The organism is Streptosporangium fragile, from assembly GCF_039534445.1.
Classification (GTDB): domain Bacteria; phylum Actinomycetota; class Actinomycetes; order Streptosporangiales; family Streptosporangiaceae; genus Streptosporangium; species Streptosporangium fragile.
Window position 1 is genome coordinate 18,104 of the sequence record NZ_BAAAVI010000077.1, and the last position, 22,729, is coordinate 40,832.

Annotated in this window: 17 protein-coding genes; 11 read left to right on the forward strand and 6 right to left on the reverse strand. The window is 71.1% G+C overall.

From position 1 onward, the window contains the following. Window positions 1-125 precede the first annotated feature (125 nt). A complete protein-coding gene (locus tag ABD841_RS34250; protein WP_344980466.1) occupies window positions 126-1,106 on the forward strand; it encodes a LacI family DNA-binding transcriptional regulator in 981 nt (326 codons plus the stop codon). A gap of 316 nt (window positions 1,107-1,422) precedes the next feature. Here ABD841_RS34250 and ABD841_RS34255 read toward each other — a convergent pair whose 3' ends face one another. Beyond that, window positions 1,423-2,532, reverse strand: coding sequence for a DUF4082 domain-containing protein (locus tag ABD841_RS34255; RefSeq protein ID WP_344980468.1), 1,110 nt, complete (start codon window positions 2,530-2,532; stop codon window positions 1,423-1,425). 449 nt (window positions 2,533-2,981) lie between these two features. On the opposite strand from ABD841_RS34255, the gene ABD841_RS34260 reads away from it, so the two are divergent. Beyond that, entirely contained in the window at window positions 2,982-3,644 is a 663-nt protein-coding gene (locus ABD841_RS34260; protein WP_344980470.1) for a WxL domain-containing protein, read from the forward strand. Window positions 3,645-3,648: 4 nt separating this feature from the next. Next, a complete protein-coding gene (locus ABD841_RS34265; RefSeq protein WP_344980471.1) occupies window positions 3,649-4,650 on the forward strand; it encodes a hypothetical protein in 1,002 nt (333 codons plus the stop codon). Between the two features lie 284 nt (window positions 4,651-4,934). Here the strand turns inward: ABD841_RS34265 and ABD841_RS34270 are convergent, their stop codons facing one another. Continuing rightward, window positions 4,935-5,423 (reverse strand): hypothetical protein, encoded by a 489-nt coding sequence (locus ABD841_RS34270; RefSeq protein ID WP_344980473.1) that lies wholly within the window; start codon window positions 5,421-5,423, stop codon window positions 4,935-4,937. Between the two features lie 131 nt (window positions 5,424-5,554). Between ABD841_RS34270 and ppgK the strand changes: the two genes are divergently transcribed. The 3 genes from ppgK (at window position 5,555) to ABD841_RS34285 (ending at window position 7,856) form a co-directional block, all read left to right on the forward strand. Then, window positions 5,555-6,289 carry a polyphosphate--glucose phosphotransferase gene (ppgK, locus tag ABD841_RS34275; protein WP_344980475.1) on the forward strand — a complete coding sequence of 245 codons (735 nt, stop codon included), beginning with the start codon at window positions 5,555-5,557 and terminating at the stop codon, window positions 6,287-6,289. Window positions 6,290-6,412: 123 nt separating this feature from the next. Then, window positions 6,413-7,147: a hypothetical protein gene (locus ABD841_RS34280; RefSeq protein WP_344980476.1), complete on the forward strand. Its 735-nt coding sequence runs from the start codon at window positions 6,413-6,415 to the stop codon at window positions 7,145-7,147. Then, window positions 7,140-7,856, forward strand: a complete 717-nt coding sequence (locus ABD841_RS34285; protein WP_344980478.1) for a class F sortase — start codon at window positions 7,140-7,142, stop codon at window positions 7,854-7,856. Before ABD841_RS34280 ends, ABD841_RS34285 begins: the two co-directional genes overlap by 8 nt. A gap of 125 nt (window positions 7,857-7,981) precedes the next feature. Here the strand turns inward: ABD841_RS34285 and ABD841_RS34290 are convergent, their stop codons facing one another. Continuing rightward, a complete protein-coding gene (locus tag ABD841_RS34290; RefSeq protein WP_344980480.1) occupies window positions 7,982-8,320 on the reverse strand; it encodes a hypothetical protein in 339 nt (112 codons plus the stop codon). Between the two features lie 117 nt (window positions 8,321-8,437). After that, on the reverse strand, window positions 8,438-8,899 hold the full coding sequence (locus ABD841_RS34295; RefSeq protein WP_344980482.1) for a phospholipase A2: 462 nt from the start codon (window positions 8,897-8,899) through the stop codon (window positions 8,438-8,440). 314 nt (window positions 8,900-9,213) lie between these two features. On the opposite strand from ABD841_RS34295, the gene ABD841_RS34300 reads away from it, so the two are divergent. The 3 genes from ABD841_RS34300 (at window position 9,214) to hrpA (ending at window position 19,913) form a co-directional block, all read left to right on the forward strand. After that, a complete protein-coding gene (locus ABD841_RS34300; protein WP_344980484.1) occupies window positions 9,214-12,975 on the forward strand; it encodes an nSTAND1 domain-containing NTPase in 3,762 nt (1,253 codons plus the stop codon). 264 nt (window positions 12,976-13,239) lie between these two features. Beyond that, a complete protein-coding gene (locus ABD841_RS34305) occupies window positions 13,240-15,543 on the forward strand; it encodes a glycoside hydrolase family 6 protein (protein ID WP_344980486.1) in 2,304 nt (767 codons plus the stop codon). A 491-nt stretch (window positions 15,544-16,034) separates the two neighbouring features. Next, window positions 16,035-19,913: an ATP-dependent RNA helicase HrpA gene (gene hrpA, locus ABD841_RS34310; RefSeq protein WP_344980489.1), complete on the forward strand. Its 3,879-nt coding sequence runs from the start codon at window positions 16,035-16,037 to the stop codon at window positions 19,911-19,913. A 4-nt stretch (window positions 19,914-19,917) separates the two neighbouring features. Here the strand turns inward: hrpA and ABD841_RS34315 are convergent, their stop codons facing one another. Further along, window positions 19,918-20,103, reverse strand: a complete 186-nt coding sequence (locus ABD841_RS34315) for a hypothetical protein (RefSeq protein WP_344980492.1) — start codon at window positions 20,101-20,103, stop codon at window positions 19,918-19,920. 175 nt (window positions 20,104-20,278) lie between these two features. After that, window positions 20,279-20,953: a Uma2 family endonuclease gene (locus ABD841_RS34320; protein WP_344980494.1), complete on the reverse strand. Its 675-nt coding sequence runs from the start codon at window positions 20,951-20,953 to the stop codon at window positions 20,279-20,281. 253 nt (window positions 20,954-21,206) lie between these two features. Here ABD841_RS34320 and ABD841_RS34325 point away from each other — a divergent pair, with 253 nt between their 5' ends. Beyond that, a complete protein-coding gene (locus tag ABD841_RS34325) occupies window positions 21,207-21,863 on the forward strand; it encodes an HAD family hydrolase (RefSeq protein WP_344980496.1) in 657 nt (218 codons plus the stop codon). A gap of 601 nt (window positions 21,864-22,464) precedes the next feature. Beyond that, the coding region (locus tag ABD841_RS34330; RefSeq protein ID WP_344980498.1) for a class III lanthionine synthetase LanKC N-terminal domain-containing protein at window positions 22,465-22,729 on the forward strand (265 nt) is incomplete at its 3' end.

A 22,729-nucleotide genomic window follows, 5' to 3' on the forward strand; every position in this document is an offset into this window, starting at 1 on the left:
CCGCGGTTCCCTCCCGGCCTCCGGGGCGCCGGCCCGCCGGGCGCCCGGCGGGGCTTGCTGGGGAATTGCTGGTTTTTTCGCAAGCGGCCCGCAAGTAATTGCTTGTTCTGCTCTATAGTTTCATCATGACGCGACGGCTTGCAGAGGTGGCCAAGAAGGTCGGAATGAGCGAGGCGACCGTGAGCCGCGTGCTCAACGGCAAGCCCGGGGTGTCCGAGGCCACTCGCGAGGCCGTGCTCACCGCGCTCGACGTGCTCGGCTACGAGCGGCCGACCCAGCTGCGGGGCGACCGGGCGAGACTGGTCGGGCTCGTCCTCCCCGAGTTGCAGAACCCGATATTCCCCGCCTTCGCCGAGGTGGTCGGGGGAGCGCTGGCCCAGCAGGGGTTCACGTCCGTGCTGTGCACCAGAACCCTCGGCGGTGTCTCCGAGGCGGAGTACGTCGATCTGCTGCTCCAGCAGCAGGTGTCCGGCGTGGTGTTCGCCGGAGGCCTGTTCGCCCAGGCCGACGCCTCCCACGAGCACTACCGGTTGCTGCTCGAACGGCGCCTGCCGACCGTGCTGGTGAACGCCGCGGTGGCGCACCTGGCCTTCCCACAGGTCTCCTGCGACGACGCGGCCGCCGCCGAGATGGCGCTCGGTCACCTGCGCTCGCTGGGGCACGAGCGGATCGGCATGGTGCTGGGGCCGCCCGATCACGTGCCCTCCCGCCGCAAGCTGGAGGCGGCCGGCATCGACCCGGAGTTCGTGGAGCACACCATGTTCTCCCTGGAGGGCGGGCACGCGGCGGCGGCGCGGCTGATGAAGCGGGGCGTGACCGGCGTCATCTGCGCCAGCGACGTGATGGCCCTGGGGGCCATCAGGGCGGCCCGCAGGGCCGGGCTCACCGTGCCCGGTGACGTCTCGGTGATCGGCTACGACGACTCCGCGCTGATGAACTGCACCGACCCGCCGCTGACGACGTTGCGCCAGCCGATCGACGCGATGGGCCGCGCGGTCGTCGACCTGCTCGTCGCCCAGATCGACAAGGCTCTGGTCTCCGCCGACGAGCTCCTGTTCGAGCCGGAACTGGTGGTGCGGGCCTCGACGGGCCCGGTCAAGCGCTAGAGGGGGAGGGCCCCGTTCTCGCGGCCGTGACGCGGGGTGCTGCCTGGTGCCGCGCCGTACGCGTCCGGCACGCGGAAAACGGCCGGATACCCCGGATACCACCGGAGACGGCCCGGCCCTGGCGCGGCGTGTCCGGCCCCGGTCGGTGCGGGTGACGCCGGGAGACACGTGAAGCCCTTCACGACCGTTTCTCCCGGGCTTCACGCCTCTCCCGGGCTTCACGCCTCTCCCGGCTTCGTGCCTTTTCCGGGCTTCACGTTTTTCCGGGCCGGATCACGCGCACCGGCCGCGATCGGCCACGCGGCGCCGCGGGGTCTCAACCGGCGGGAACCGGGGTCACGGTGAATGTGACGTTGCTCGACCGCGGAAGGCCGTTGAAAAGAACGTCGACCCAGTAGTTGGTGGCCTTGTAGGCGGTGTCGGGAAAGGTGTTCGCGGCCCCGTACCGGTATACGCCGTTGCCCCCTGACGTGCCGTTGGCGGGTGCGACGAGTGGGCCGTTGGTGTACTGCGTGGAGAAGTATGAGCGGGTCGTCGAGTAGTACCCGGCTGTGGTGTGGTAGGAGGCGACGTAGGTGGTGTTGGCGGTGATGGTGACGGGGGTGGGGAAGGTCGCCTGCTGCCATCCGGAGGCGGTCTCGTCGGTGAAGGTGACGGTTGCGAGCAGTTGTCCGTTGCTCGTCCACAGGCTTCCGGTGTGGGGTCCGGTGTTCTGCGTGCCCTTGTAGAAGCGGATGCCCTTGATGAGCCCGTTCTGGGTCGCCCTGAACTTCACGCCCAGCGTGACCGCCTGGGGGTCGGGGCTGGACGGGACCGCCGGGACCGCCGCGTCGTCCCACAGGCTCTGCGGGGTGAACACCACGTCGACCCAGTAGTTGGTGGCCTTGTAGGCGGTGTCGGGAAAGGTGTTCGCGGCCCCGTACCGGTATACGCCGTTGCCCCCTGACGTGCCGTTGGCGGGTGCGACGAGTGGGCCGTTGGTGTACTGCGTGGAGAAGTATGAGCGGGTCGTCGAGTAGTACCCGGCTGTGGTGTGGTAGGAGGCGACGTAGGTGGTGTTGGCGGTGATGGTGACGGGGGTGGGGAAGGTCGCCTGCTGCCATCCGGAGGCGGTCTCGTCGGTGAAGGTGACGGTTGCGAGCAGTTGTCCGTTGCTCGTCCACAGGCTTCCGGTGTGGGGTCCGGTGTTCTGCGTGCCCTTGTAGAAGCGGATGCCCTTGATGAGCCCGTTCTGGGTCGCCCTGAACTTCACGCCCAGCGTGACCGCCTGGGGGTCGGGGCTGGACGGGACCGCCGGGACCGCCGCACCGCTCCACAGACTCGACGAGGCGGACGACTGGCGTGCGGCGCTCACCGCCCCGCCGGGAGCCGCGGAGCGCTGCGCCGCGTTCGCGCTTTCCGGCACGGAGCGCTGCGCCGCGTTCATGCTTTCCGGCACGGGCCGCTGCGCCGCGTTCGCGCTTTCCGGCGTCGCGGTGAGTACGCCTGCCGCGAGGACGGCCGCGAGAGCCGCCGCGAGCCAGGAACGTCCGATATTTCGGGGAAGCGCCCGAGGGTGACCGATATCAATCACGAATTTATCCATTTCGCCTGTGATGCATGGTGACGTCGCATATCAATAGGCGTCCGATCGCTCGATCCTACAGAATTCACATTTCGTTTCCGTGAATCGACATGCGGGTGGGCCCGGGAGCTCCTCGTCGGCGGGTTGCCTCGGGGAAGGGCACCCGGCCGCCTTCCCGTGAGGGACAATGCGCTGTTCGGGACCATGATCCCGGCCTGGGTGCCGAGGTGGGCCGGTGATCGGAACGGGTGCGGCGCCGGGCGCGACGGCCCGCGCGGCCACGTCGGGCACCGATTCCCTCCGGCGTGTCAATGCGCTTCCGCGGCACGGACCCGGATATTTTGATCGCGATCACGGCCGGTGGGGGCGTGTGCGTCCCCCGGCGCTCGGAAAAATCCAGCCACCGATTCATCGTGTTCGTCGGAAAATATAAAAAACAGATTAGGGAAGAGGAGGAACCGGTGCGTCGTGTCGTAATTCTGATGGCCGGTGCCCTTGCCGTTATGGCGACGGGCCTGCAACCCGCGAGCGCGGAGGACACCACCGTCACGTTCACCGTGACGGCGGGCCCCCTGACGATCGCGGTGCCCACGGCGGTGGACCTGGGCTCGGGAGATCCCAGCACCACGATCGCCGACTCGCTCGGTACCGTCACGGTCACCGACGCGCGAGGCGCGAACCCGTCCGCCTGGACGGCGACGGTGTCGTCGACGGACTTCACCGCGTCGGGCGTGCCGGCCATTCCGGCCTCCGCCGTGACCTACACGCCGGGGGCGGCCACCGCGACGAGCGGTGACGGAAACTTCACCCCGGGAACGCCCGCCGCCCTGAGTTCCACTCCCATCACCGCCTTCACACATAGCGCGGGCACCGGCAGCAACACCTGCTCCTGGAACCCGACGCTGTCCGTCGCCGTGCCCAACACCGCCACGGCGGTCACCTACACCGGGACAGTGACCCATCTGGTGGCATGACCGGGTGCTTCCAGTGCTTGCGATGACGCTGCTGTTCACACTCTGCCAGGGTGTGGACAGCAGCGGGCCGGCGGCGTCGGCCGGGACTCGGGCCCGGAGCGCGGCCGAGGACGACCGGTTCGGCATCCGGCTGCTGGAAGCCCCCGTCAAGCGCCGGGGCGACCCACGAGCGCTCTACCAGATCGTCGACCACCTCGCCCCCGGTACGACCATCCACCGGCGCGTACAGGTGACGAACCTGTCCGCGAAGGCACTGCACTTCCAGATGGGTGCCACGGCGGCCGGGATCGACAGGAGCAGGTTCACCGTCGCCGCCGCGAACACGGCGAGCGAGCTGACGAGCTGGATCTCGTTCGACCGTGACTCCTTCGAGGTACCCGCGTACGGCAACGCGCCGGTGAAGGTCACGATCAAGGTCCCGCCGGACGCGTCGAAGGGGGAGAGATACGCCGTCATCTGGGCGCAGGTCGCGGCCCCGGCGAACGACGTCCGCAACGTGGGCGTGAACACCCAGGTGGGCATCCGGGTGTACCTCGACATCGGGCCCGGTGGGGAACCCCCGTCCGACTTCCGGATCGAGAAGCTGATCCCCGCGCGGGCCAAGGAGGGCCAGGCGGAGGTCAGCGCCATGGTGCACAACACCGGCGGGCGCGCGCTGGACATGAGCGGGTCGTTCACCCTGTCCGACGGGCCGGGAGGGCTGAGGGCCGGTCCGTACCCCGCGACGCTCGGCACCACGCTGGCTCCCGGCGACAGGGCGCCTGTGGTCGTGCGGCTGGACGAGCGGCTGCCCAACGGCCCGTGGGAGGTCCGGCTGTCCCTGTCGAGTGGGCTGATCAAGCGGACGGTGACGGCCACGTTGACCTTCCCGGCCGCGGGCGGCACGGGGCCGCCGGTGGAGGTGAGATCGAACGGCGTGCTCCACGGCGCCCTTCTGGCGGGGGTGCCGGCCGTCGCCGTCCTGCTCCTTCTCCTCGTCCGGCGACGTCGCTCCGGTAGGGGATAGGCGGCTGCGCGGTCCGGCGGCCGCTGTCCCCGTCCGGGCCGCACGTGGGGGTACGGCATCCTTCGTCCCCGTGATGACGCGTTCGGTACGGCGACCGGCCGTACCCCGCGCGGGTCGTCCGGCCGGACCTCGGCCGCCGCGCCCCCTGACGGGTGCGAGTTCGTCCGGGTCGTGATCGACGCGCCGCGTCCGCGTCACGCGGCGAGCGGTACGGCGCGACCCGGGCCGCCGCCGGCGGCGTGCCCTTCCCTCGGGAACCGGCGAGCACGCCGCCGGGGCACGGTTCAGCCGGCGAGGTACAAGCTCTTCCACGTGCCCGAGTACAGGCAGGTGAGCGAGGGCTTGGCGGCCCGCGGGCCGGAGCACACCTTCAGCTCGACCTGGTAGAGGTCGTGCTGGCGGAAGGAGAAGGGCTTCGGCGTGCCGTACGTGCAGTCGACGACGCTGCGGTGCTTGAAGGGCAGCCCGCCGTTCTCCGTGCGGTAGGTGATGCGGAAGACCGCCCAGCCGCAGGAGGACCCCCGGGTCAGGTCGCGGAGCCGTCCGGAGATCCTGCCGGTCGCGGCCGCGGGGATGTCGGCCTGGTCCTCGCCGTACGTCGCCACGGTACCCTGCACCTTGGCCTTGCCGCCGGGGGCGTAGTAGGGGCCCCACTCGGCGGCGGAGTGACCGTCCGCGGCGGCCGTACCGGTCGAGGCGTGGGCGGTCGCCGGGGCGGTCACGAGGAGGGCGGCGGCGAGGGCGAGGCCGGTGAGGGGGCGGGTGATGGTCATGGGAGCGGTTCCTTTCCTGCTGGGGTACCCGCAGTGTGCGGCGGCGGGCTTTCAGCCGGGTTGACCGCGTACTGCAGACGAGTATCAGCCGTCTGTCACGGGGAAAGGGGTCAGGGCAGGAGGTGCGCATCATGGAAGCGCTGGGAATCGACATCGGCGGGTCAGGGATCAAAGGTGCGCCGGTGGACGTCACCACGGGGCGGTTGACACGGGAGCGGTTGCGGATCCCCACACCCGTCCCGTCCACGCCCGAGGCGGTCGCGAACGTGGTGGCGAAGATCGTCGAACACTTCGCCTGGGACGGACCGGTCGGCGTGACCTTCCCCGGCGTCGTGGTCGACGGGGTCGCCAGGTCGGCCGCCAATGTGGACAAGCACTGGATCGGCACCGACGCGCGGAAGCTGTTCACCACGGTGGCCGGTGTGCCGGTGACGGTGCTCAACGACGCCGACGCGGCGGGGCTGGCCGAGGTGGCGGCCGGAGCGGCCAAGGACAGGCCGGGAGTGGTGATGCTGCTGACCTTCGGCACCGGGATCGGCAGCGCTCTGCTCGTCGACGGGAAGCTCGTGCCCAACACCGAGCTCGGCCACCTGGAGATCAGGGGCAAGGAGGCCGAGAAGCGCGCCTCCGACCACGCCCGCGAGGTTCACGACCTGAGCTGGGAGGAATGGGCCGACAGGGTGCGGGAGTATCTGGAGCACGTCGAGGCGTTGTTCTCCCCGTCGCTGTTCATCATCGGGGGAGGCGTGAGCAAGAAGGCCGACAAGTTCCTCCCGGAACTGAAACTGCGCACCCCGATCGTCCCCGCCACGCTGCGAAATGAGGCGGGTATCGTGGGCGCGGCGATGGCGGCCGTGAAAATGTAGCGGCCTGATGCGTTAAATGCCGGGAAGGCCGTTTATGTTTTGATCTTCTTTTTGCGGACACGCCCTCCGGCCTGGGTAAATAGCGGTCGTCAGGTAGATCGCATCTGCTGGAGGCGGAGAGACGTGAAGCAGCCGACGGAGATTCTGTCCCGCTGGGCGATGATGGCCGCGGTGGCCGCGATGATCGCGGGGGCGGCGGGTCCGGTGATGGCGGCGAGGGCGGACGGGGAGGTCCAGCTCTCGCCGTACCGGACCGAGCCGGGCGCTACCGTCAAGATCATTGTGTTCGAGTGCGAAGGGCCGGCCTTCGCCGAGTCCGAGGGCTTCGTGGAGGACGTCGCGTTGGAGGACGACGACCTCGGGACCATGGTGGGCTGGGCGCGGATCGACGACGACGCCCTCGGCGGCTCCTACGGCATCGAGGTCGACTGCCAGGGGGGCGGCGGCAGACGCTTTGGCACGTTCCATGTTCTCGGTGAATACGGCTTCGGGGGGTACGGTCCGGAGACCGGCGGGGGAGGCCTGGCGTCGGCCGACGCGGCGGGTGAAGCCGGCGCGGCCGGACGCGGGTCCGCGGTATCCGGCGCGACGGCCGGGTCCGGTGCGGTCACCGGGGGTGAGGGCGCGGACAGATCCGGCGCGACGGCCGGGTCCGGTGCGGTGATCGGGTCCGGTGCGGTCGCCGGACGGGGGAGTGCGGCCGGTGGGGCCGGGGCGCGGACCGGGTCCGAGGCGGCGGGCGGGCCGGAGAGGGTGCCCACCGCGCTGCTCGGCTGGGGCGCGGGTGCGACCGCCGCGCTGGTCGCCGTCGGCGGCCTCGTTCTCGCGGTGCGCCGCAGGGCGGCGGGGCGTGGCTGATCTCAGGGCGGCGACGGCCCTGGGGCTCGGGGTCGTCCTGCTGCTCTCGGGCTGCGTCCGAGCCGTCGGCAGGGAGGCCGACCCGCGGCTGGTCCGCGCCCTGCCGGTCGTCGCCCCCGTCCCGCCCCGGCTTGCCGGAGCGGTCGGCCCCGGGCGGGTCGCCAGGGGCGCCCCGGCGGCCGGGACGGGCGAGGACGGCTGGCCCCGGCCGCTGGAGCAGTCACCGGGCAGGTCCGAGCCGGTGACGGTCGTGGTGCCGCGTGCCGGGGTGAACGCCCCTGTCGTGCAGGTCGACTCCGAACTGGACGGGAGCGTGGAGGTGCCCTCCCTGTACCGGGCGAACCTCGCCGGCTGGGACCGCCTGGGGCCGACCCCCGGGGAGAACGGTTCCGCGGTCATCCTCGGCCACCTCGACACCAAGACCGGCCCCGCCGTCTTCGCCCGTCTGTCACAGGTGCGCCGGGGGGACGCGGTGGTCGTACTGCGCGATGACGGGACGGCGGTGGTCTTCCGGGTCTCGGCCGTCGAGCGGGTCCGCAAGGCCGCCTTCCCGGTGAAGAAGGTCTACCAGGTGCTCCCATACCCGGCCATCAGGCTTGTGACCTGCGGAGGAAGGTACGACTTCGACCGTCACTCCTACGAGGACAACCTGATCGTCTACGGTGACTTCGCGGCCCTGTACCGGACCTCCGACTTCCTGCGCGGCTGACGGCCGCGACCGGCGGGGCGGGCGCTGCCCCCCGCGGGGACACCGCCCGCCCCCCGCCCGCCCCGCCGGCGGCGCGACCGGCCTCGGGTCCGGGCGGCCGGGACACGGGGGCGGACCAGGGCGTGTCAACAGCCCCAGGACTGGTGGTAGACCCCGTAGATGTTGTACCAGAAACCGACGTTCTTCCTCGCGTTCGCCGGTACGCAGTGGAACTCGTTCGCGGACCAGGGCTTGGTGACGAAGATCAGCTCACTGCGGTGGTCGCAGTTGCGGTAGACGCCGGACGTTCCGTCTTTGTACAGGCCGCACTTCTCGGCGGCCGTACGGGCCCGCCCGCCGGCGGTGATGTCCGGGGCGGCGGCCGACGCCGTGCCCCCGGTCGGCAGAACGGCCGCGGCCAGCATGGCGGCGGCCAGCATGGTGGCGGCAGTCGAGCCACGGCGCGGGATGCTTGGTTTCTTCACGATCTCTCCCCGGTGGGGGAGCCGCGGATCTCCGCGGCTCCCCGCCGACTTCCTTCCGACAACGATCACTTGGGACGCGGGGTGCCCTTCTCGAACGGCGGCCCCGGGGGCGTTCGCCTAGTAGAGATACCGCCCTGCGGCCCTCACGACCCGGTAGGAGGTGGCGGCCTCGGTCAGGCACCAGCCGGACGAAGCGTGCTGGTCGATGCAGATCCTGCGCATCTCATGCCAGAAACGCTCGTCGATCCACCTCCTGGTCTCCTCGTCCGGGCCCAGCTTCAGGTGGCTCCTGCCGCCGTAGTTGCGGTAGCCGAAGTCGTGCTGGACGCAGGCGATGTGGAACCTCCTGGCCTGCGGTCCGGGCATCGCGTTGCAGCCGTTGTTGCCCCAGTCGAAGGGCGCCACGTGCGGCTGCCTGACGAAGTCCGCGGCGTTCAGGTTCATGAGGTGATCGGCCGTCGCCCGCAGGGACCTGCCCTGGGCCTCGGCCGAGGTCCCGGTGCCGGCCAGGAGCCCGAGGCTGAGGACGGCGGTCGTGGCCGCGGTGATGGCTTTCCTGATGAATCGGGGCTGATTCACTTTTTCTCCTATCTGTCCGCGCCGCCGGACGCGGCGGCGAGTTCGACAGGTGAATCGTCGTGTCAGCCGGCAGGCGGAAAGAAGGGGTTTCCCGTCGCCTCGGAGGACGGGCGACTGGGAAACCCGACACCTTTCACTCATCCTGGAATAAGGGAAATACGTAGCCTGTCGGGCGAAATAGGTGAGACCGATCGTTGGGAATTCATTTCTGTGTTTCCTCGTTTCCTCGCATCGGATTCACCGGTTCCCGTCGGCCACTACCGTGGGTGATGAATTGGATTCACCCAGGCCGGCAGGGGAAAGCGGGATCGGAAATGCAGTGGGAAAGGCCCGGCGGCCCACACGCGACGGCCCGGTACGGGGACGCCGACGTCCAGGCGGAGGAGCCGGAGACCAGCCCCGGGGCCAGGCTGCGGCGGCTGCGGGTGGAGCGAGGGCTCTCCCTGAACGAGCTGTCTCGGCTGACGCACTACAGCAAGGGCTATCTCAGCAAGATCGAGACGGAGGAGAAGACGCTGACTCCCGGGGTGGCCCGCCGGTGCGACGAGGCGCTGCAGACCGGCGGTGAGCTGACGGACCTGGTCGTGCGCGTGGCCGAGGTGTGTCCGTACCGGGGATTGAGCGCCTACGGGCCGCGCGACTCCCGCTGGTTCTTCGGCCGGGACCGGGCCGTGGGCGTGCTGGTGGGGTGGTTGGCCGAGCGTCTGCACGGGCGCGAGCACGGGCCGCTGGCCGTGGTCGCCCCGTCGGGGGCGGGTAAGTCCTCCCTGCTGCGGGCCGGGCTGCTGCCCGCCATCGGCCGTGGGGCGCTGCCCGCGGCGGGTTCCCGCACATGGCCGGTCGTCGTGTGCACACCCGGTGCGCGCCCGGTCGGTGAACTGCTGGCCCGTCTCGGCGTGGTCACCGGCCTGGCCGTCCCGGCCCTGGCCCAGGCACTCGCCGAAGACCCCGCGGCCTTCGCCGCCCAGGTGCGGACCGGGCTGACCTGCCGGTACCGACCGGACCGGCCGGGTGAGGACGCGGCGACCGGCGCCCCCGCCGCGCCGCGGCGTCTGGTGCTGGTGGTGGACCAGCTGGAGGAGATCTTCACCCTCTGCGGTGACCCGGCCGAGCGGCGGGCCTTCCTCACCGCGGTGCACGCCCTGGCCGCCGGCCCGCCCTCCGGAGACCCGGCCCGGGGAGCGGCGGCACTGGTCGTGCTCGGGGTGCGCGCCGACTTCTACGGCCGCTGCCTGGCCTACCCCGACCTGGTGGCGAGTCTGCGCACCGGGCAGCTGCCGCTCGGGCCGATGAGCCTGCCCGAACTGCGCGAGGTCATCACCGGTCCCGCCCGCGCGGCCGGTCTGACCCTGGAGCCCGGACTGGTGGAGTTGCTGCTGCGGGACATGGGCGTGCCGGCCGAACCGGCCGGGCCCGAGACGGACCCGGTACACGAGCCCGGTGCGCTGCCGCTGCTGTCGCACGCGCTGCTGAGCACCTGGCAGCAGCGCCGGGGCGACACCCTGACCGTGGAGGGCTACCGGCTGACCGGCGGGATCGGCGGTGCGGTGGCCGCCACCGCCGAAGGCGTCTTCACCCGGTTGGACCCCCACCGGCAGGAGATCGCCCGCCGGGTGCTGCTGCACATGGTGTGCGTCGGCGAGGACGACACCGAGACCCGCCGCCCGGTCGACATCCGGCACCTGCCCGATGCCCACTTTCCCCCCGAGGCCACCGCCGAGGTGATCGAGTCCTTCGTCCGGGCCCGCCTGCTCACCCTGGACGCCGACCACGTCCAGCTCGCTCACGAGGCCCTGCTGCGGGCCTGGCCGCGGCTGCGCGAGTGGATCCTCGCCGACCGCGCCGGGCTGCGCGTCCACCGGGAGCTGGCGGAGGCGGCCCGGGGATGGGAGCGCGAGGGCCGCGACCCCTCCCTGCTGTATCGCGGCGCCCGCCTGCGGGCGGCCCACGAGTGGGCCGCGTCCGCCCCCGCCGCGCTGACCGTCGTGGAACAGCGCTTCCTGGACGCCGGCCTGGCCGCGCGGGCAGCGGAGCAGGCCGCGGCCCGTCGCCGTGCCCGCCACCGGCGCCACCTGACGGCCACGCTCACCGCCCTGCTGGTGCTGGCCGTCGCCGCCGGCGTCTTCGCCGTCCGGCAACGCGACTTCGCCCTGTCGCAGCGCGCCGAGGCGCTCTCCCGCCAGCTGGCCACGCAGAGCGAACTGCTGACCGGTGACCCGGCCACCTCCGCACGGCTGGCCGCCGCGGCCTGGCGGCTCGCCCCGACGGCAGAGGCCCGCGCCGGCATGGCCTCCCTGCTCCGCAGACCTGACCGCGCCGTCATCCCCGGCAGCGTGTCGGCGGTGGCGTTCAGCCCGGACGGGCGCACCCTGGCCGGTGCGGCCGATGACGGGACGGTGCGGTTGTGGGACGTGGCCACCCGCCGCGCGGCCGGCGCCCCGCTCACCGTCCACCGGAGAGGCGCGCAGTCGGTGGCGTTCAGCCCGGACGGGCGCACCCTGGCCGGTGTCGGCGGCGGCACGGTGCGGTTGTGGGATGTGACCACCCGCCGCGCGGTCGGCCATCCGCTCACCGGGCAGGACAGCTGGGTGGTCTCGGTGGCGTTCAGCCCGGACGGGCGCACCCTGGCCGGGGCCTCCCATGATGAGACGGTGCGGTTGTGGGAGGTGGCCACCGGTCGCGCGGCCGGTGCTCCGCTTACCGGGCACCGGAAGGGTGTGCGGTCGGTGGCGTTCAGTCCTGACGGGCGGACTCTGGCCGGTGCGGCCGATGACGGGACGGTGCGGTTGTGGGAGGTGACCGCCCGCCGCCCGATCGGCCATCCGCTCGCCGGGCACCGGGGCGGTGTGCGGTCGGTGGCGTTCAGTCCTGACGGGCGGACGCTGGCCGGTGCGGCCGATGACGGGACGGTGCGGTTGTGGGACGTGGCCGCCCGCCGCCCGGCCGGTGCCCCGCTCGCCGGGCACGAGAGCCGGGTGACCTCGGTGGCGTACAGCCCGGACGGGCGGACGCTGGCCAGCGCCTCTCACGACGGGACGGTGCGGTTGTGGGACGTGGCCGCCCGCCGCCCGGTCGGCACTCCGCTCGCCGGGCACGAGGGCTCGGTGACCTCGGTGGCGTACAGCCCTGATGGGCGGACGGTGGCCAGCGCCTCTCACGACGGGACGGTGCGGTTGTGGGACGTGGCCACCCGCCGCCCGGCCGGTGCCCCGCTCACCGGCCACGACGGCCCGGTGATCCGGGTGGCCTTCAGCCCGGACGGGCGCGTCCTGGCAAGTGCCGGTGAGGACAGGACGGTGCGGTTGTGGGACGTGGCCGCCCGCCGCCCGGCCGGTGCCCCGCTCACCGGGCACGACGGCCCGGTGATGGGGGTGGCCTTCAGTCCGGACGGGCGAACCCTGGTCAGCGCCTCCCACCTCGCGACGGTGCGGCTGTGGGACGTGGCCACCCGCCGTCCGATCGGCACCCTGCCCGACAACCACGACGGCTACCTGTGGTCGATGGCGTTCAGTCCTGACGGGCGGGTTCTGGCCGGTGCGGGTGAGGACGGGACGGTGCGGTTGTGGGAGGTGACCGCCCGCCGCCCGGTCGGCACTCCGCTCGCCGGGCACCGGGGCGGTGTGCGGTCGGTGGCGTTCAGTCCTGACGGGCGGGTTCTGGCCGGTGCGGGTGAGGACGGGACGGTGCGGTTGTGGGACGTGGCCACCCGCCGCCCGATCGGCCATCCGCTCGCCGGGCACGAGGATATGACGATCTCGGTGGTGTTCAGCCCCGATGGGCGGACGCTGGCCAGCGCCTCCCACGACGGGACGGCGCGGTTGTGGGACGTGGCCACCGGTCGCGCGGTCGGCGCTCCGCTCGCCGGGCACCGGGGCGGTGTGCGGTCGGTGGCGTTCAGCCCTGACGGGCGCGTCCTGGTCAGCGCGGGGGAGGACAAGACGGTGCTGTCATGGGACGTCGTTCCGCCCGGTGACCTGCTCACGTCCCTGTGCGCCATTGCCGGTCGATCCTTCACCCCGCAGGAATGGAGCCGCTACGTGCCGGGGGAGAAGTACCAGCCGGTATGCCCGCCCTGATCGCCGCGTCGTCCCGGCCACGTCGGCGCGCACTCCCGCGGCCCGCGCCGCACCCGCGCCGCCTCCGGACGGCACGGGGTGAGACCCGTCCGGAGGCGGCGCGGAGCGGGCTCTGAAACTTTCATCGGGTTCGGAACCCGTTCGGTGAGGTCAGGGGCGGGAACGGTCCCGCTCTCCGGTCTTCGGCGCGCAACAAGCTGTACACATGCGTGAAACCTCCGGACTATGGGAGCGCTCCCACCATCGTCCTGGAGATGATCACGAATGAGAGTACATCCGCGTCGCCATGCCTGGCGCAACCGGGCGGCGACCACGGCGGCCGTGCTGGTGGCCGCCGCCGGCCTCGCCACCGGGCAGGCCGGTACGGCGCACGCCGCAGTCGCCTGCGACGTCGCCTACTCGACCAACGACTGGCAGGGCGGGTTCACCGCCAGCGTCACCGTCAAGAACCTCGGTGACGCGCTGAACGGCTGGACCCTGGGCTTCACCTTCACCGGCGGGCAGAAGCTCCAGCAGGGCTGGTCGGCGACCTGGGCCCAGGAGGGCACCAAGGTCACCGCCAAGAACCTCGACTGGAACGGCGCCCTGGCCACCGGAGCCTCCACCAACCTCGGCTTCAACGGGTCGTGGACCGGGAGTAACCCCAAGCCCACCGACTTCACGATCAACGGGGTGGCCTGCGGCGGGCAGAACCCGACCAACCAGGCCCCCACGGTCAGCCTGACCAGCCCGGCCTCCGGCGCCTCCTACAACGCCGGTCAGGCCGTGCCGCTCGCGGCCACGGCCAGTGACGACGGGGCGGTCAGCAAGGTCGAGTTCTACGTCGACGGTGCGCTGGTCAACACCGACACCAGCGCCCCCTACTCCTACTCCGCCACGGGCCTGTCGTCCGGCTCCCACACCGCCAAGGCCAAGGCCTACGACAACGGCTCCCCGGTGCTCTCCAAGGAGAGCGCCGAGGTCCCCTTCACCGTGGGCGGCACCGGGGGGACCCCGTCGATCGTCGCCTCCCCGACCTCCGTCAGCGTCCCAGAGGGCGGCTCGAAGACGGTCGGCTACAAGCTCAGCCAGGAGCCGAGCGGCAACGTCACGGTCAACCTGACCAAGACGGGTGACGCCGACCTCACCATCGCGCCGTCCACGCTGACCTTCACCAGCGCCAACTGGAACACCGCGCAGAACGTGACGGTCTCGGCGGCCCAGGACGCCGACCAGGCCAACGGCACCGCCACCATCACGGCCGCCGCCACCGGTCACACCGGAGCCTCCGTCACCGCGACCGAGGCCGACGACGACGGCACCAACCCGCCGGGTGAGCACGTCGACAACCCGTACGACGGCGCCACCGGCTACGTCAACCCCGACTGGTCGGCCAAGGCCGCCGCGGAGCCCGGCGGTGACGCGGTCGCCGACATCTCCACCGGCGTGTGGCTGGACCGCATCGCCGCGATCGCAGGCACCTCCTCGGCGATGGGTCTGCGCGCGCACCTCGACGAGGCCCTGGAGCAGGACGCCGCCAACGGCAGCAAGCCGCTGACGATCCAGTTCGTCATCTACAACCTGCCCAACCGCGACTGCTCGGCGCTGGCCTCCAACGGCGAGCTGCTCATCGCGCAGAACGGCCTGAACCGCTACAAGAACGAGTACATCGACCCGATCGCCGAGATCATGTCCGATCCCAAGTACGCCGCCCTGCGGATCGTGACGGTCGTCGAGATCGACTCCCTGCCCAACCTGATCACCAACCTCAACGTGCCCAAGTGCCAGGAGGCCAAGAGCACCGGCGCCTACGTCGACGGCATCCGCTACGCCCTGGACAAGCTGCACGCGATCAAGAATGTCTACACCTACGTCGACGCCGCCCACCACGGCTGGATCGGCTGGGACACGAACTTCGGCCCCACCGCCGACCTGTTCGCCAGCACCGTCGCCGGCACCGCCAAGGGCTTCGACAGCGTCGACGGCTTCATCACCAACACCGCCAACTACTCCGCGCTGAGGGAGCCGTTCTTCTCCATCGGCACCACTGTCAACGGCACGACGGTCCGGCAGTCCAAGTGGCTCGACTGGAACTTCTACGTCGACGAGCTCTCCTTCGCCCAGGCGTTCCGGCAGGAACTCATCAGGAAGGGCTTCAAGAGCAACATCGGAATGCTCATCGACACCTCCCGTAACGGCTGGGGCGGCACCGCGCGGCCGACCCAGGCCAGCACCTCCACCAACGTCGACACCTTCGTCGACCAGTCCCGCGTCGACCGCCGCATCCACGCCGGCAACTGGTGCAACCAGAGCGGCGCCGGTCTCGGCGAGCGCCCGCAGGCGAACCCCGCCCCCGGCCTGGACGCCTACGTCTGGATCAAGCCCCCGGGTGAGTCCGACGGCTCCAGCAAGGAGATCCCGAACAACGAGGGCAAGGGCTTCGACCGGATGTGCGACCCGACCTACACCGGCAACGAGCGCAACAAGTACAACATGAGCGGCGCCCTGCCCGACGCGCCGATCTCCGGCCAGTGGTTCTCCGCCCAGTTCCGTGAGCTGCTGAAGAACGCGTACCCGCCCGTCCAGTAACCCGCCGCCCCCGGGCCCCGTACCCGCGAGTCCCACGCCCGCGGGGCCCGACCGTCAGCGGATCATCGGGTCACCTCCGGCCGCACGCGAGTCCCGCGCCCGCGGGGCCCGACCGGCGGTCCCAGGACCGATGCCCGGCCCCGCCGTCCCCGAACCCGGGGGCGGCGGGGCCTTCCGCGTCGTGCGTCGTGCGACGGTCCGGGACACGGCGTTCCGGGCCGCCACGCCAGGGACGCGGTGGCCCGGACAGGACGGCGACCGGGGGAGGGGAGCGGTGGGAGGCGGCACGCGGGCGGCAAGGCGACTGCCGGCGGTGTGTGGGCGGAGGCGGGCACAGGGGGCGAACGGGATGGCTGCCGGAGGTTACGGTCGGCGGGGGAACGGACGGGGCAGGGACGGGCCGCGGGATATTGGGATGCGGCGGTGCCGAGTCCGGGGCAGCATGGTCTGTTGGTCCCGGACTCGGGGGCCGAAAGTATCCTGGGCTCAGTATGGGAACGCCTCCTTTGACATCTCCGCTCGCCGACCTGCACGCCCGCCTGCCCGACCTCACCATCCGCGACCAGCGACGGCTGCGCCGCCGGCTCGACGGTGCCCGCAAGGTCAGGAACCGCGCCGCGCAGCAGAAGATCGCCGAGGAGATCACCTCCGACATCGAACGCGCCGAGCAGCGGGTCGCCGCGCGCCGTGCCGGCGTGCCCGTGATCAGCTACCCGGAGGCGCTGCCGGTCAGCCAGCGCAAGGACGACATCCTGGAGGCGATCCGCGACAACCAGGTCGTGATCGTCGCCGGGGAGACCGGCTCGGGCAAGACCACCCAGCTGCCGAAGATCTGCCTGGAACTGGGCCGGGGCGTCCGGGGCCTGATCGGGCACACCCAGCCCCGCCGCATCGCCGCCCGGACCGTCGCCGAACGCGTCGCCGAGGAGCTCGACACCCCGCTCGGTGACGCCGTCGGCTACAAGGTGCGCTTCACCGACCAGGTGAGCGACAGCACCCTCGTCAAGGTCATGACGGACGGCATCCTCCTGGCCGAGCTGCAGAGCGACCGCGACCTCGCCCAGTACGACACGCTGATCGTCGACGAGGCGCACGAGCGCAGCCTCAACATCGACTTCATCCTGGGCTACCTCAAGCAGCTCCTCCCGCGCCGTCCCGACCTGAAGGTCATCATCACCTCGGCGACCATCGACCCGGAGCGCTTCTCCAAGCACTTCGGCGGCGCCCCCATCGTGGAGGTGTCCGGCCGGACGTACCCGGTCGAGGTGCGCTACCGGCCGGTCGGCGAGGACGACGACCAGATCCAGGCGATCAGCAACGCCGTCGACGAGCTGTGCGCCGAGGGGCCCGGCGACATCCTCGTCTTCCTCAGCGGCGAGCGGGAGATCCGCGACACCGCCGAGGCGCTGTCCAAGCGCAAGGACGCCGAGATCCTCCCGCTGTACGCCCGGCTCTCGGCGGCCGAGCAGCACCGGGTCTTCCAGCGGCACACCGGGCGGCGGGTCGTGCTGGCGACCAACGTCGCCGAGACCTCGCTGACCGTGCCCGGCATCAAATACGTCGTCGACCCCGGCTTCGCCCGCATCTCGCGTTACAGCCACCGCACCAAGGTCCAGCGCCTGCCCATCGAGGCCATCTCCCAGGCCTCGGCCAACCAGCGCAAGGGCCGCTGCGGCCGCGTCTCCGAAGGCGTGTGCATCCGGCTGTACGAGGAGGAGGACTTCCTCGCCCGGCCGGAGTTCACCGACCCGGAGATCCTGCGCACCAACCTCGCCTCGGTCATCCTGCAGATGACGTCGGTCGGCCTGGGTGACATCGCGGCCTTCCCGTTCGTCGAGCCGCCGGACCAGCGTCAGGTCAAGGACGGCTACGACCTGCTCCAGGAGCTGGGCGCCTTCGACCAGGCCAAGCAGATGACGCCGCTCGGCCGCAAGCTGGCCGGGCTCCCGGTCGACCCGCGCCTGGCCCGCATGGTGCTGGAGGCGGACCACAACGGCTGCGTCCGCGAGGTCATGGTCATCGCCGCCGCCCTGTCCATCCAGGACCCGCGCGAGCGCCCCGTCGACAAGCAGCAGGCCGCCGACGAGAAGCACCGCCGCTTCGCCGACAAGGAATCCGACTTCATCTCCTACCTGAACCTCTGGAACTACCTGCAGGAGCAGCAGAAGGAGCTCTCCTCCAGCGCGTTCCGGCGGCTGTGCAAGGCCGAGTTCCTCAACTACCTGCGCGTCCGCGAGTGGCAGGACGTCTACAGCCAGCTCCGGCAGATGTCGAAGTCCCTGGGCGTCACGCTCAACAGCGTCCCCGGCGACGAGCAGAAGATCCACGCCTCGCTGCTCTCGGGCCTGCTGTCCCACATCGGGGTCAAGGACATCGACCGCAAGACGACGAACGACGGCCCCCGCCGCCCCATCACGGAGTACCTCGGCGCCCGCAACGCCCGCTTCGCGATCTTCCCGGGGTCGGCGCTCGCCAAGAAGCAGCCGCTCTGGGTGATGTCCGCCGAGCTCGTGGAGACCTCCCGGCTCTGGGCCCGGGTCAACGCCAAGATCGAACCCGAGTGGGTCGAGCCGCTCGCCCAGCACCTCGTCAGGCGCACCTACTCCGAGCCGCACTGGGAGAAGAAACAGGGCGCGGTGATGGCCTACGAGAAGGTCACCTTGTACGGCGTGCCGATCGTGGTCCAGCGCAAGGTCAACTACGGCCGCATCGACCCCGAGCTGAGCCGGGAGCTGTTCATCCGGCACGCCCTGGTCGAGGGCGACTGGGAGACCCACCACGCGTTCTTCCGGGAGAACCGCAGGCTGCTCGAGGAGGTCGAGGAGCTGGAGGAGCGGGCCCGCCGGCGCGACATCCTCGTCGACGACGAGACGCTCTTCGACTTCTACGACCAGCGCGTCCCGCAGGACGTCGTCTCAGGCCGCCACTTCGACTCCTGGTGGAAGAAGACCCGCCAGAGCCAGCCCGACCTGCTGAACTTCGAGAAGTCGATGCTGATCAGCGAGGCGGCGGGCGACGTCAGTCAGCGCGACTACCCCGACATGTGGCGCCAGGGCGGTCTGCGCTTCCCGCTGACGTACCAGTTCGAGCCCGGCACCGACGCCGACGGCGTCACCGCGCACATCCCGCTGGCCCTGCTCAACCAGGTCAACGTCGAAGGATTCGACTGGCAGATCCCCGGCCTGCGCGAGGAACTGCTCACCGCGCTCATCCGCAGCCTGCCCAAGAACATCCGGCGCAACTTCGTGCCCGCCCCCAACTTCGCCAAGCAAGTCCTCCAGCGGGCCCAGCCCACCCAGGAGCCGCTGCTGGCGGTGCTGGAGCGCGAGCTGCTCAACCTCACCGGCGTCCAGGTGCCGCGCGAGGCCTGGCAGCCCGACCTGGTCCCCGACCACCTGAAGATCACTTTCAGGGTCGTCGACGGGCGCAAGCACAAACTGGCCGAGAGCAAGGACCTGGCCGAGCTGAAACGGCGGCTGGCCCCCAAGCTCCGGCAGACCCTCTCCCGGGCCGCCGACGGGCTGGAGCGGTCGGGCCTCACCTCGTGGACCGTGGGAGAGCTGCCCAGGACGTTCGAACAGCGCCGGATGAAGGCCTACCCGGCGCTCGCGGACGAGGGCGCCACCGTGGCCGTGCGGATGTTCGAGACCGAGGCCGAGCAGCGCCGGGCCATGTGGGAGGGCACCCGCAGGCTGCTGCTGCTCAACACCCCGTCCCCGGCCAAGTGGGTGCTCGGCCGCCTCGGCAACCAGTCGAAGCTCGCCCTGAGCCGGAGTCCGCACGCCGGTGCCGTCGCCCTGTTCGACGACTGCATCGCCTGCGCCGCGGACAAGCTCATGACCGACTACGGCGGGCCGGTCTGGGAGGAATCCGCCTTCACCGCCCTGCACGACAAGGTTCGCGCCGAACTGTTCGACACCACCGCCGAGGTGGTCTCCCGGGTCGAGGACATCCTCAAGGTCTGGCACACCGTCTCCACCCTGCTGGCCGACGCGCGTTCCACCCCCGCGGTCGAGGACATCCGCGACCAGGTCGCCAACCTCGTCTACCCGGACTTCGTCACCGAGACCGGCTTCAAGCGCCTGCCCGACCTGCTCCGCTACCTCAGAGGGGCCGAGCGGCGGCTGGAGAAGATCCCGGACGACCCGTTCCGCGACGAGGAGCGGATGCACAAGATCCATGACATCGAGGACGACTACCACGAGCTGGTCGAGAAGCTCCCCCAGGCCCGCCGTTCCGGCGACGACGTCCGGGAGATCCGCTGGATGATCGAGGAGCTCCGGGTCAGTTTCTTCGCCCAGACCCTCGGCACCCCGTACTCGATCTCCGAAAAGCGCATCCGCAAGGCAATGGAACGGCTTCCGGGCTGAGCTGTCACAGCGGCAGGACCGGGTCCGGGTCGAGTTCCGGAACCGGGACGTCGAGTCGTTTCAGCGCCGCCCGCAGCGCGGTGTCGCCGGCCACCACCGGGTCGTACACGTCGGCCGACCGGTGGGTGTCGGTGACGGCCCGGAGAAGCTTGAGGAGGTCCTCGGCGCTCTCCCGGCGGTCTTCCGGCATGCCGGCCAGGGTTCGCCGTCCCTGACCTGTCTCCCCGGCGCCCGGCTGGACAGCCTGCCGTGCCTGACCCATGACCTCGACGGCTCCCGGACAGGCAGTCCCGGACGATCCTCTCGGCAGGCCGGAAACCCGCGTGGTCCCGGGTGGGCACCCGCGGAGGTGTCACGGGCGCGGATTACAGGAAGATCGAGGTGTCCAGGTCGAAGTCGACGGGGGAGGGCAGCCTGAGGGGCTTGCCCATCTCGGTCCGGGTCGTGGTCCGGTAGTCGCCGTCCTCGGGGTCGCTGAAGACGGTCACGGTCGGCGGGGAGGCGACGGGGTCGATGAGCAGCATGACCGGGATGCGGCAACCCGCGTAGAGCCCCGGCTTGGTGATGCGATCCAACTCCTTGCTGCCGGGCGAGACGACCTCGGCCACCATGATCAACGCGGAGGAGAGGATCTCCCGGTCGCCCCAGAGAGGGGCGTTCACGGGAACCAGGCAGTAGTCGGGGACCACGGTGTCACGCGGCCCCTCGACGCAGATGTCGACGTTTCCCGTGAAGCTTTCCCAGCCGTGCTCCTCCTGGACGGGGAGCAGGGCGAAGGCGAGGCGCATGGCCATTCGGCCGTGCTTGGGGAGGCCTGAAGGACTCACGATGAGGTTCCCGTTGATGATCTCGGCGCGAAGACGCGGGTTGGGGGGGAGGGATTCGAAGATCTCTCTCGGCGTGCGAGGCAGTGGGCGGTCGTCCGGGGTGGTGTGCTCGGTGGAGCGTTCTGGCGCTGTCATCACCATCGACCTGTATCCCTCCGTATCCGAATGATCACTCCCAGTGTTCCATGGGCTTCCGCCGATCATGGGAGACATGCGCACCGGTTATGGATCAACGCGGGTGGTGGTTTGCCGTCCGTCTCCCGGCCGTCGCCTCCGGTGGCGTCGCCTCGCCGTGCGGCACCGGCCCCTGTGCGGCGCCGGCTCCGTGTGACGCCGCCCCCGTACGAGACCGGTCAGATGCGGGACCGACCTCGTGTGGCGCCGACCCGCGTCAGGCCGACCCGCGTGACGTCGTCCCACGGGCGTCGGACTACGATCGGTGGGCCGTACGGAGGGGGGAGGCATCGTGGTCCGGACGCTGGTGTTCGACGTGGGCGAGACACTGATCGACGAGACGCGGATCTGGTCGCGCTGGGCCGACCGGCTGGGCGTCCCGCGGTTCACGATGCTCGGCGTACTGGGCGGCATGGCCGCGCTCGGCCAGTCGTTCGAAGAGGCTTTCCAGGTGCTCAGGCCCGGTTTCGACGTCGAGGCGGAGCAGGAGGCGTGGAAGCGCGAGGACCCGGACGGGCTTCGGGTGAACTTCGACGCCGACGACCTCTATCCGGACGTACGGCCCTGCCTGACCGCGCTGTGGGACCTCGGCTTCGAACTGGTTGTCGCGGGCAACCAGCCACCGCAGGCCCGCGACGCGCTCGCCGCGATGAACCTGCCCGTCGACGCGATCCACACCTCGGACGGCTGGGGTGTGGCCAAGCCCGCTCCCGAGTTCTTCGCCAGGGTCGTCGAGGTGACGGGGCGGGAGCCCGGCGAGATCCTCTACGTGGGCGACCGGCTCGACAACGACGTTCTCCCCGCCCGCGCGGCGGGTATGCGGACCGCTCTGCTCCGCCGGGGGCCGTGGGGATACCTGCACGCTCTCCGGCCGGAGGCCGCCATCGCCGATCACATCGTCGACGGCCTCGACGACCTGGTGTCGGTGCTCGGCGCGACGAAGATCTGACCGACCGGAGCCGGCGCTCCGAGGGCGCGGGCCCGGTACGAGCGGACCGCGAAGCGCCGGTGCGCGGGACGGGAGGTCGCCGCGCCGGTGTGGGCCGCGCGGGACGGGAGGTCGCCGCGCCGGTATGGGCCGCGCGGTACCGGGAAACCTGACGGTCGCGTGGCGATATGCCGCGCGGCCGCGCCGTGTCGTTCTCCGGGAAAACGGGCCGGGCGTTCCAAGCCGGCGGGCGCCGTTCCGAGGCGGATGTCGTCTTCCCGGCGCCGCCCCTCCGATCTCCCCGGCGGCGCTCCCGCGATCGTTGTCATGGCGAGGCCGCGCGGACCGGCGTCATCAGGGGTGACGGCGCGCCGGTCGTGTCGCCGGAAACGGGGTTCCTAGCAGGCCGCAAGTCGTCGCTCAGCGGCCGCTAGAGGGTCCTGACCGATCGCTAGAGGTTGCGGTGATTCTGTCTGCGGATCGAGATCGCGCCGGAAAAACTCCCGCGAATCGCGGGTTCTGGCGTGGGCCGTCCTGAAAGGGCCGGGGGCGATTCAGCCGGCGCCCGGCCGTCTCGGTCCGTGCGGGTCGATGTCAGGCACAGGGGGAGGGGTCCGGGGACGTGGGTGTACAGAGTGCGGAAGAGCGCGAGTGGCACGGCGTGAACCGTCACCTGCTGGAGGACATCGCCAAGGCGGCCCTGGAGCGCGTGGCGAGCCGGGCGGCCGGAGACACGGACGAGGGCGTGGTGCCCGGCGGTGACAGGCCGGTCTCTTCCGGAAGGGAAATCGTCGCCGGTTGGGGGATCCGCCGTCGTGCGCCGTGGACGTATCTGACGCCGCCGGACGCGGCGACCCGGGACCAGGGCTGGAAGCTGCACGTGTCGG

Bases quoted from the DNA above. Each gene is read 5' to 3' on its own strand.
- ABD841_RS34250 (WP_344980466.1), top strand. From the start codon at position 126: ATGACGCGACGGCTTGCAGAGGTGGCCAAGAAGGTCGGAATGAGCGAG.
- ABD841_RS34255 (WP_344980468.1), bottom strand. From the start codon at position 2,532: ATGAACGCGGCGCAGCGCTCCGTGCCGGAAAGCGCGAACGCGGCGCAG.
- ABD841_RS34260 (WP_344980470.1), top strand. From the start codon at position 2,982: ATGCGCTTCCGCGGCACGGACCCGGATATTTTGATCGCGATCACGGCC.
- ABD841_RS34270 (WP_344980473.1), bottom strand. From the start codon at position 5,423: ATGACCATCACCCGCCCCCTCACCGGCCTCGCCCTCGCCGCCGCCCTC.
- ppgK (WP_344980475.1), top strand. From the start codon at position 5,555: ATGGAAGCGCTGGGAATCGACATCGGCGGGTCAGGGATCAAAGGTGCG.
- ABD841_RS34300 (WP_344980484.1), top strand. From the start codon at position 9,214: ATGCAGTGGGAAAGGCCCGGCGGCCCACACGCGACGGCCCGGTACGGG.
- ABD841_RS34305 (WP_344980486.1), top strand. From the start codon at position 13,240: ATGAGAGTACATCCGCGTCGCCATGCCTGGCGCAACCGGGCGGCGACC.
- hrpA (WP_344980489.1), top strand. From the start codon at position 16,035: ATGGGAACGCCTCCTTTGACATCTCCGCTCGCCGACCTGCACGCCCGC.
- ABD841_RS34315 (WP_344980492.1), bottom strand. From the start codon at position 20,103: ATGCCGGAAGACCGCCGGGAGAGCGCCGAGGACCTCCTCAAGCTTCTC.
- ABD841_RS34320 (WP_344980494.1), bottom strand. From the start codon at position 20,953: ATGTCTCCCATGATCGGCGGAAGCCCATGGAACACTGGGAGTGATCAT.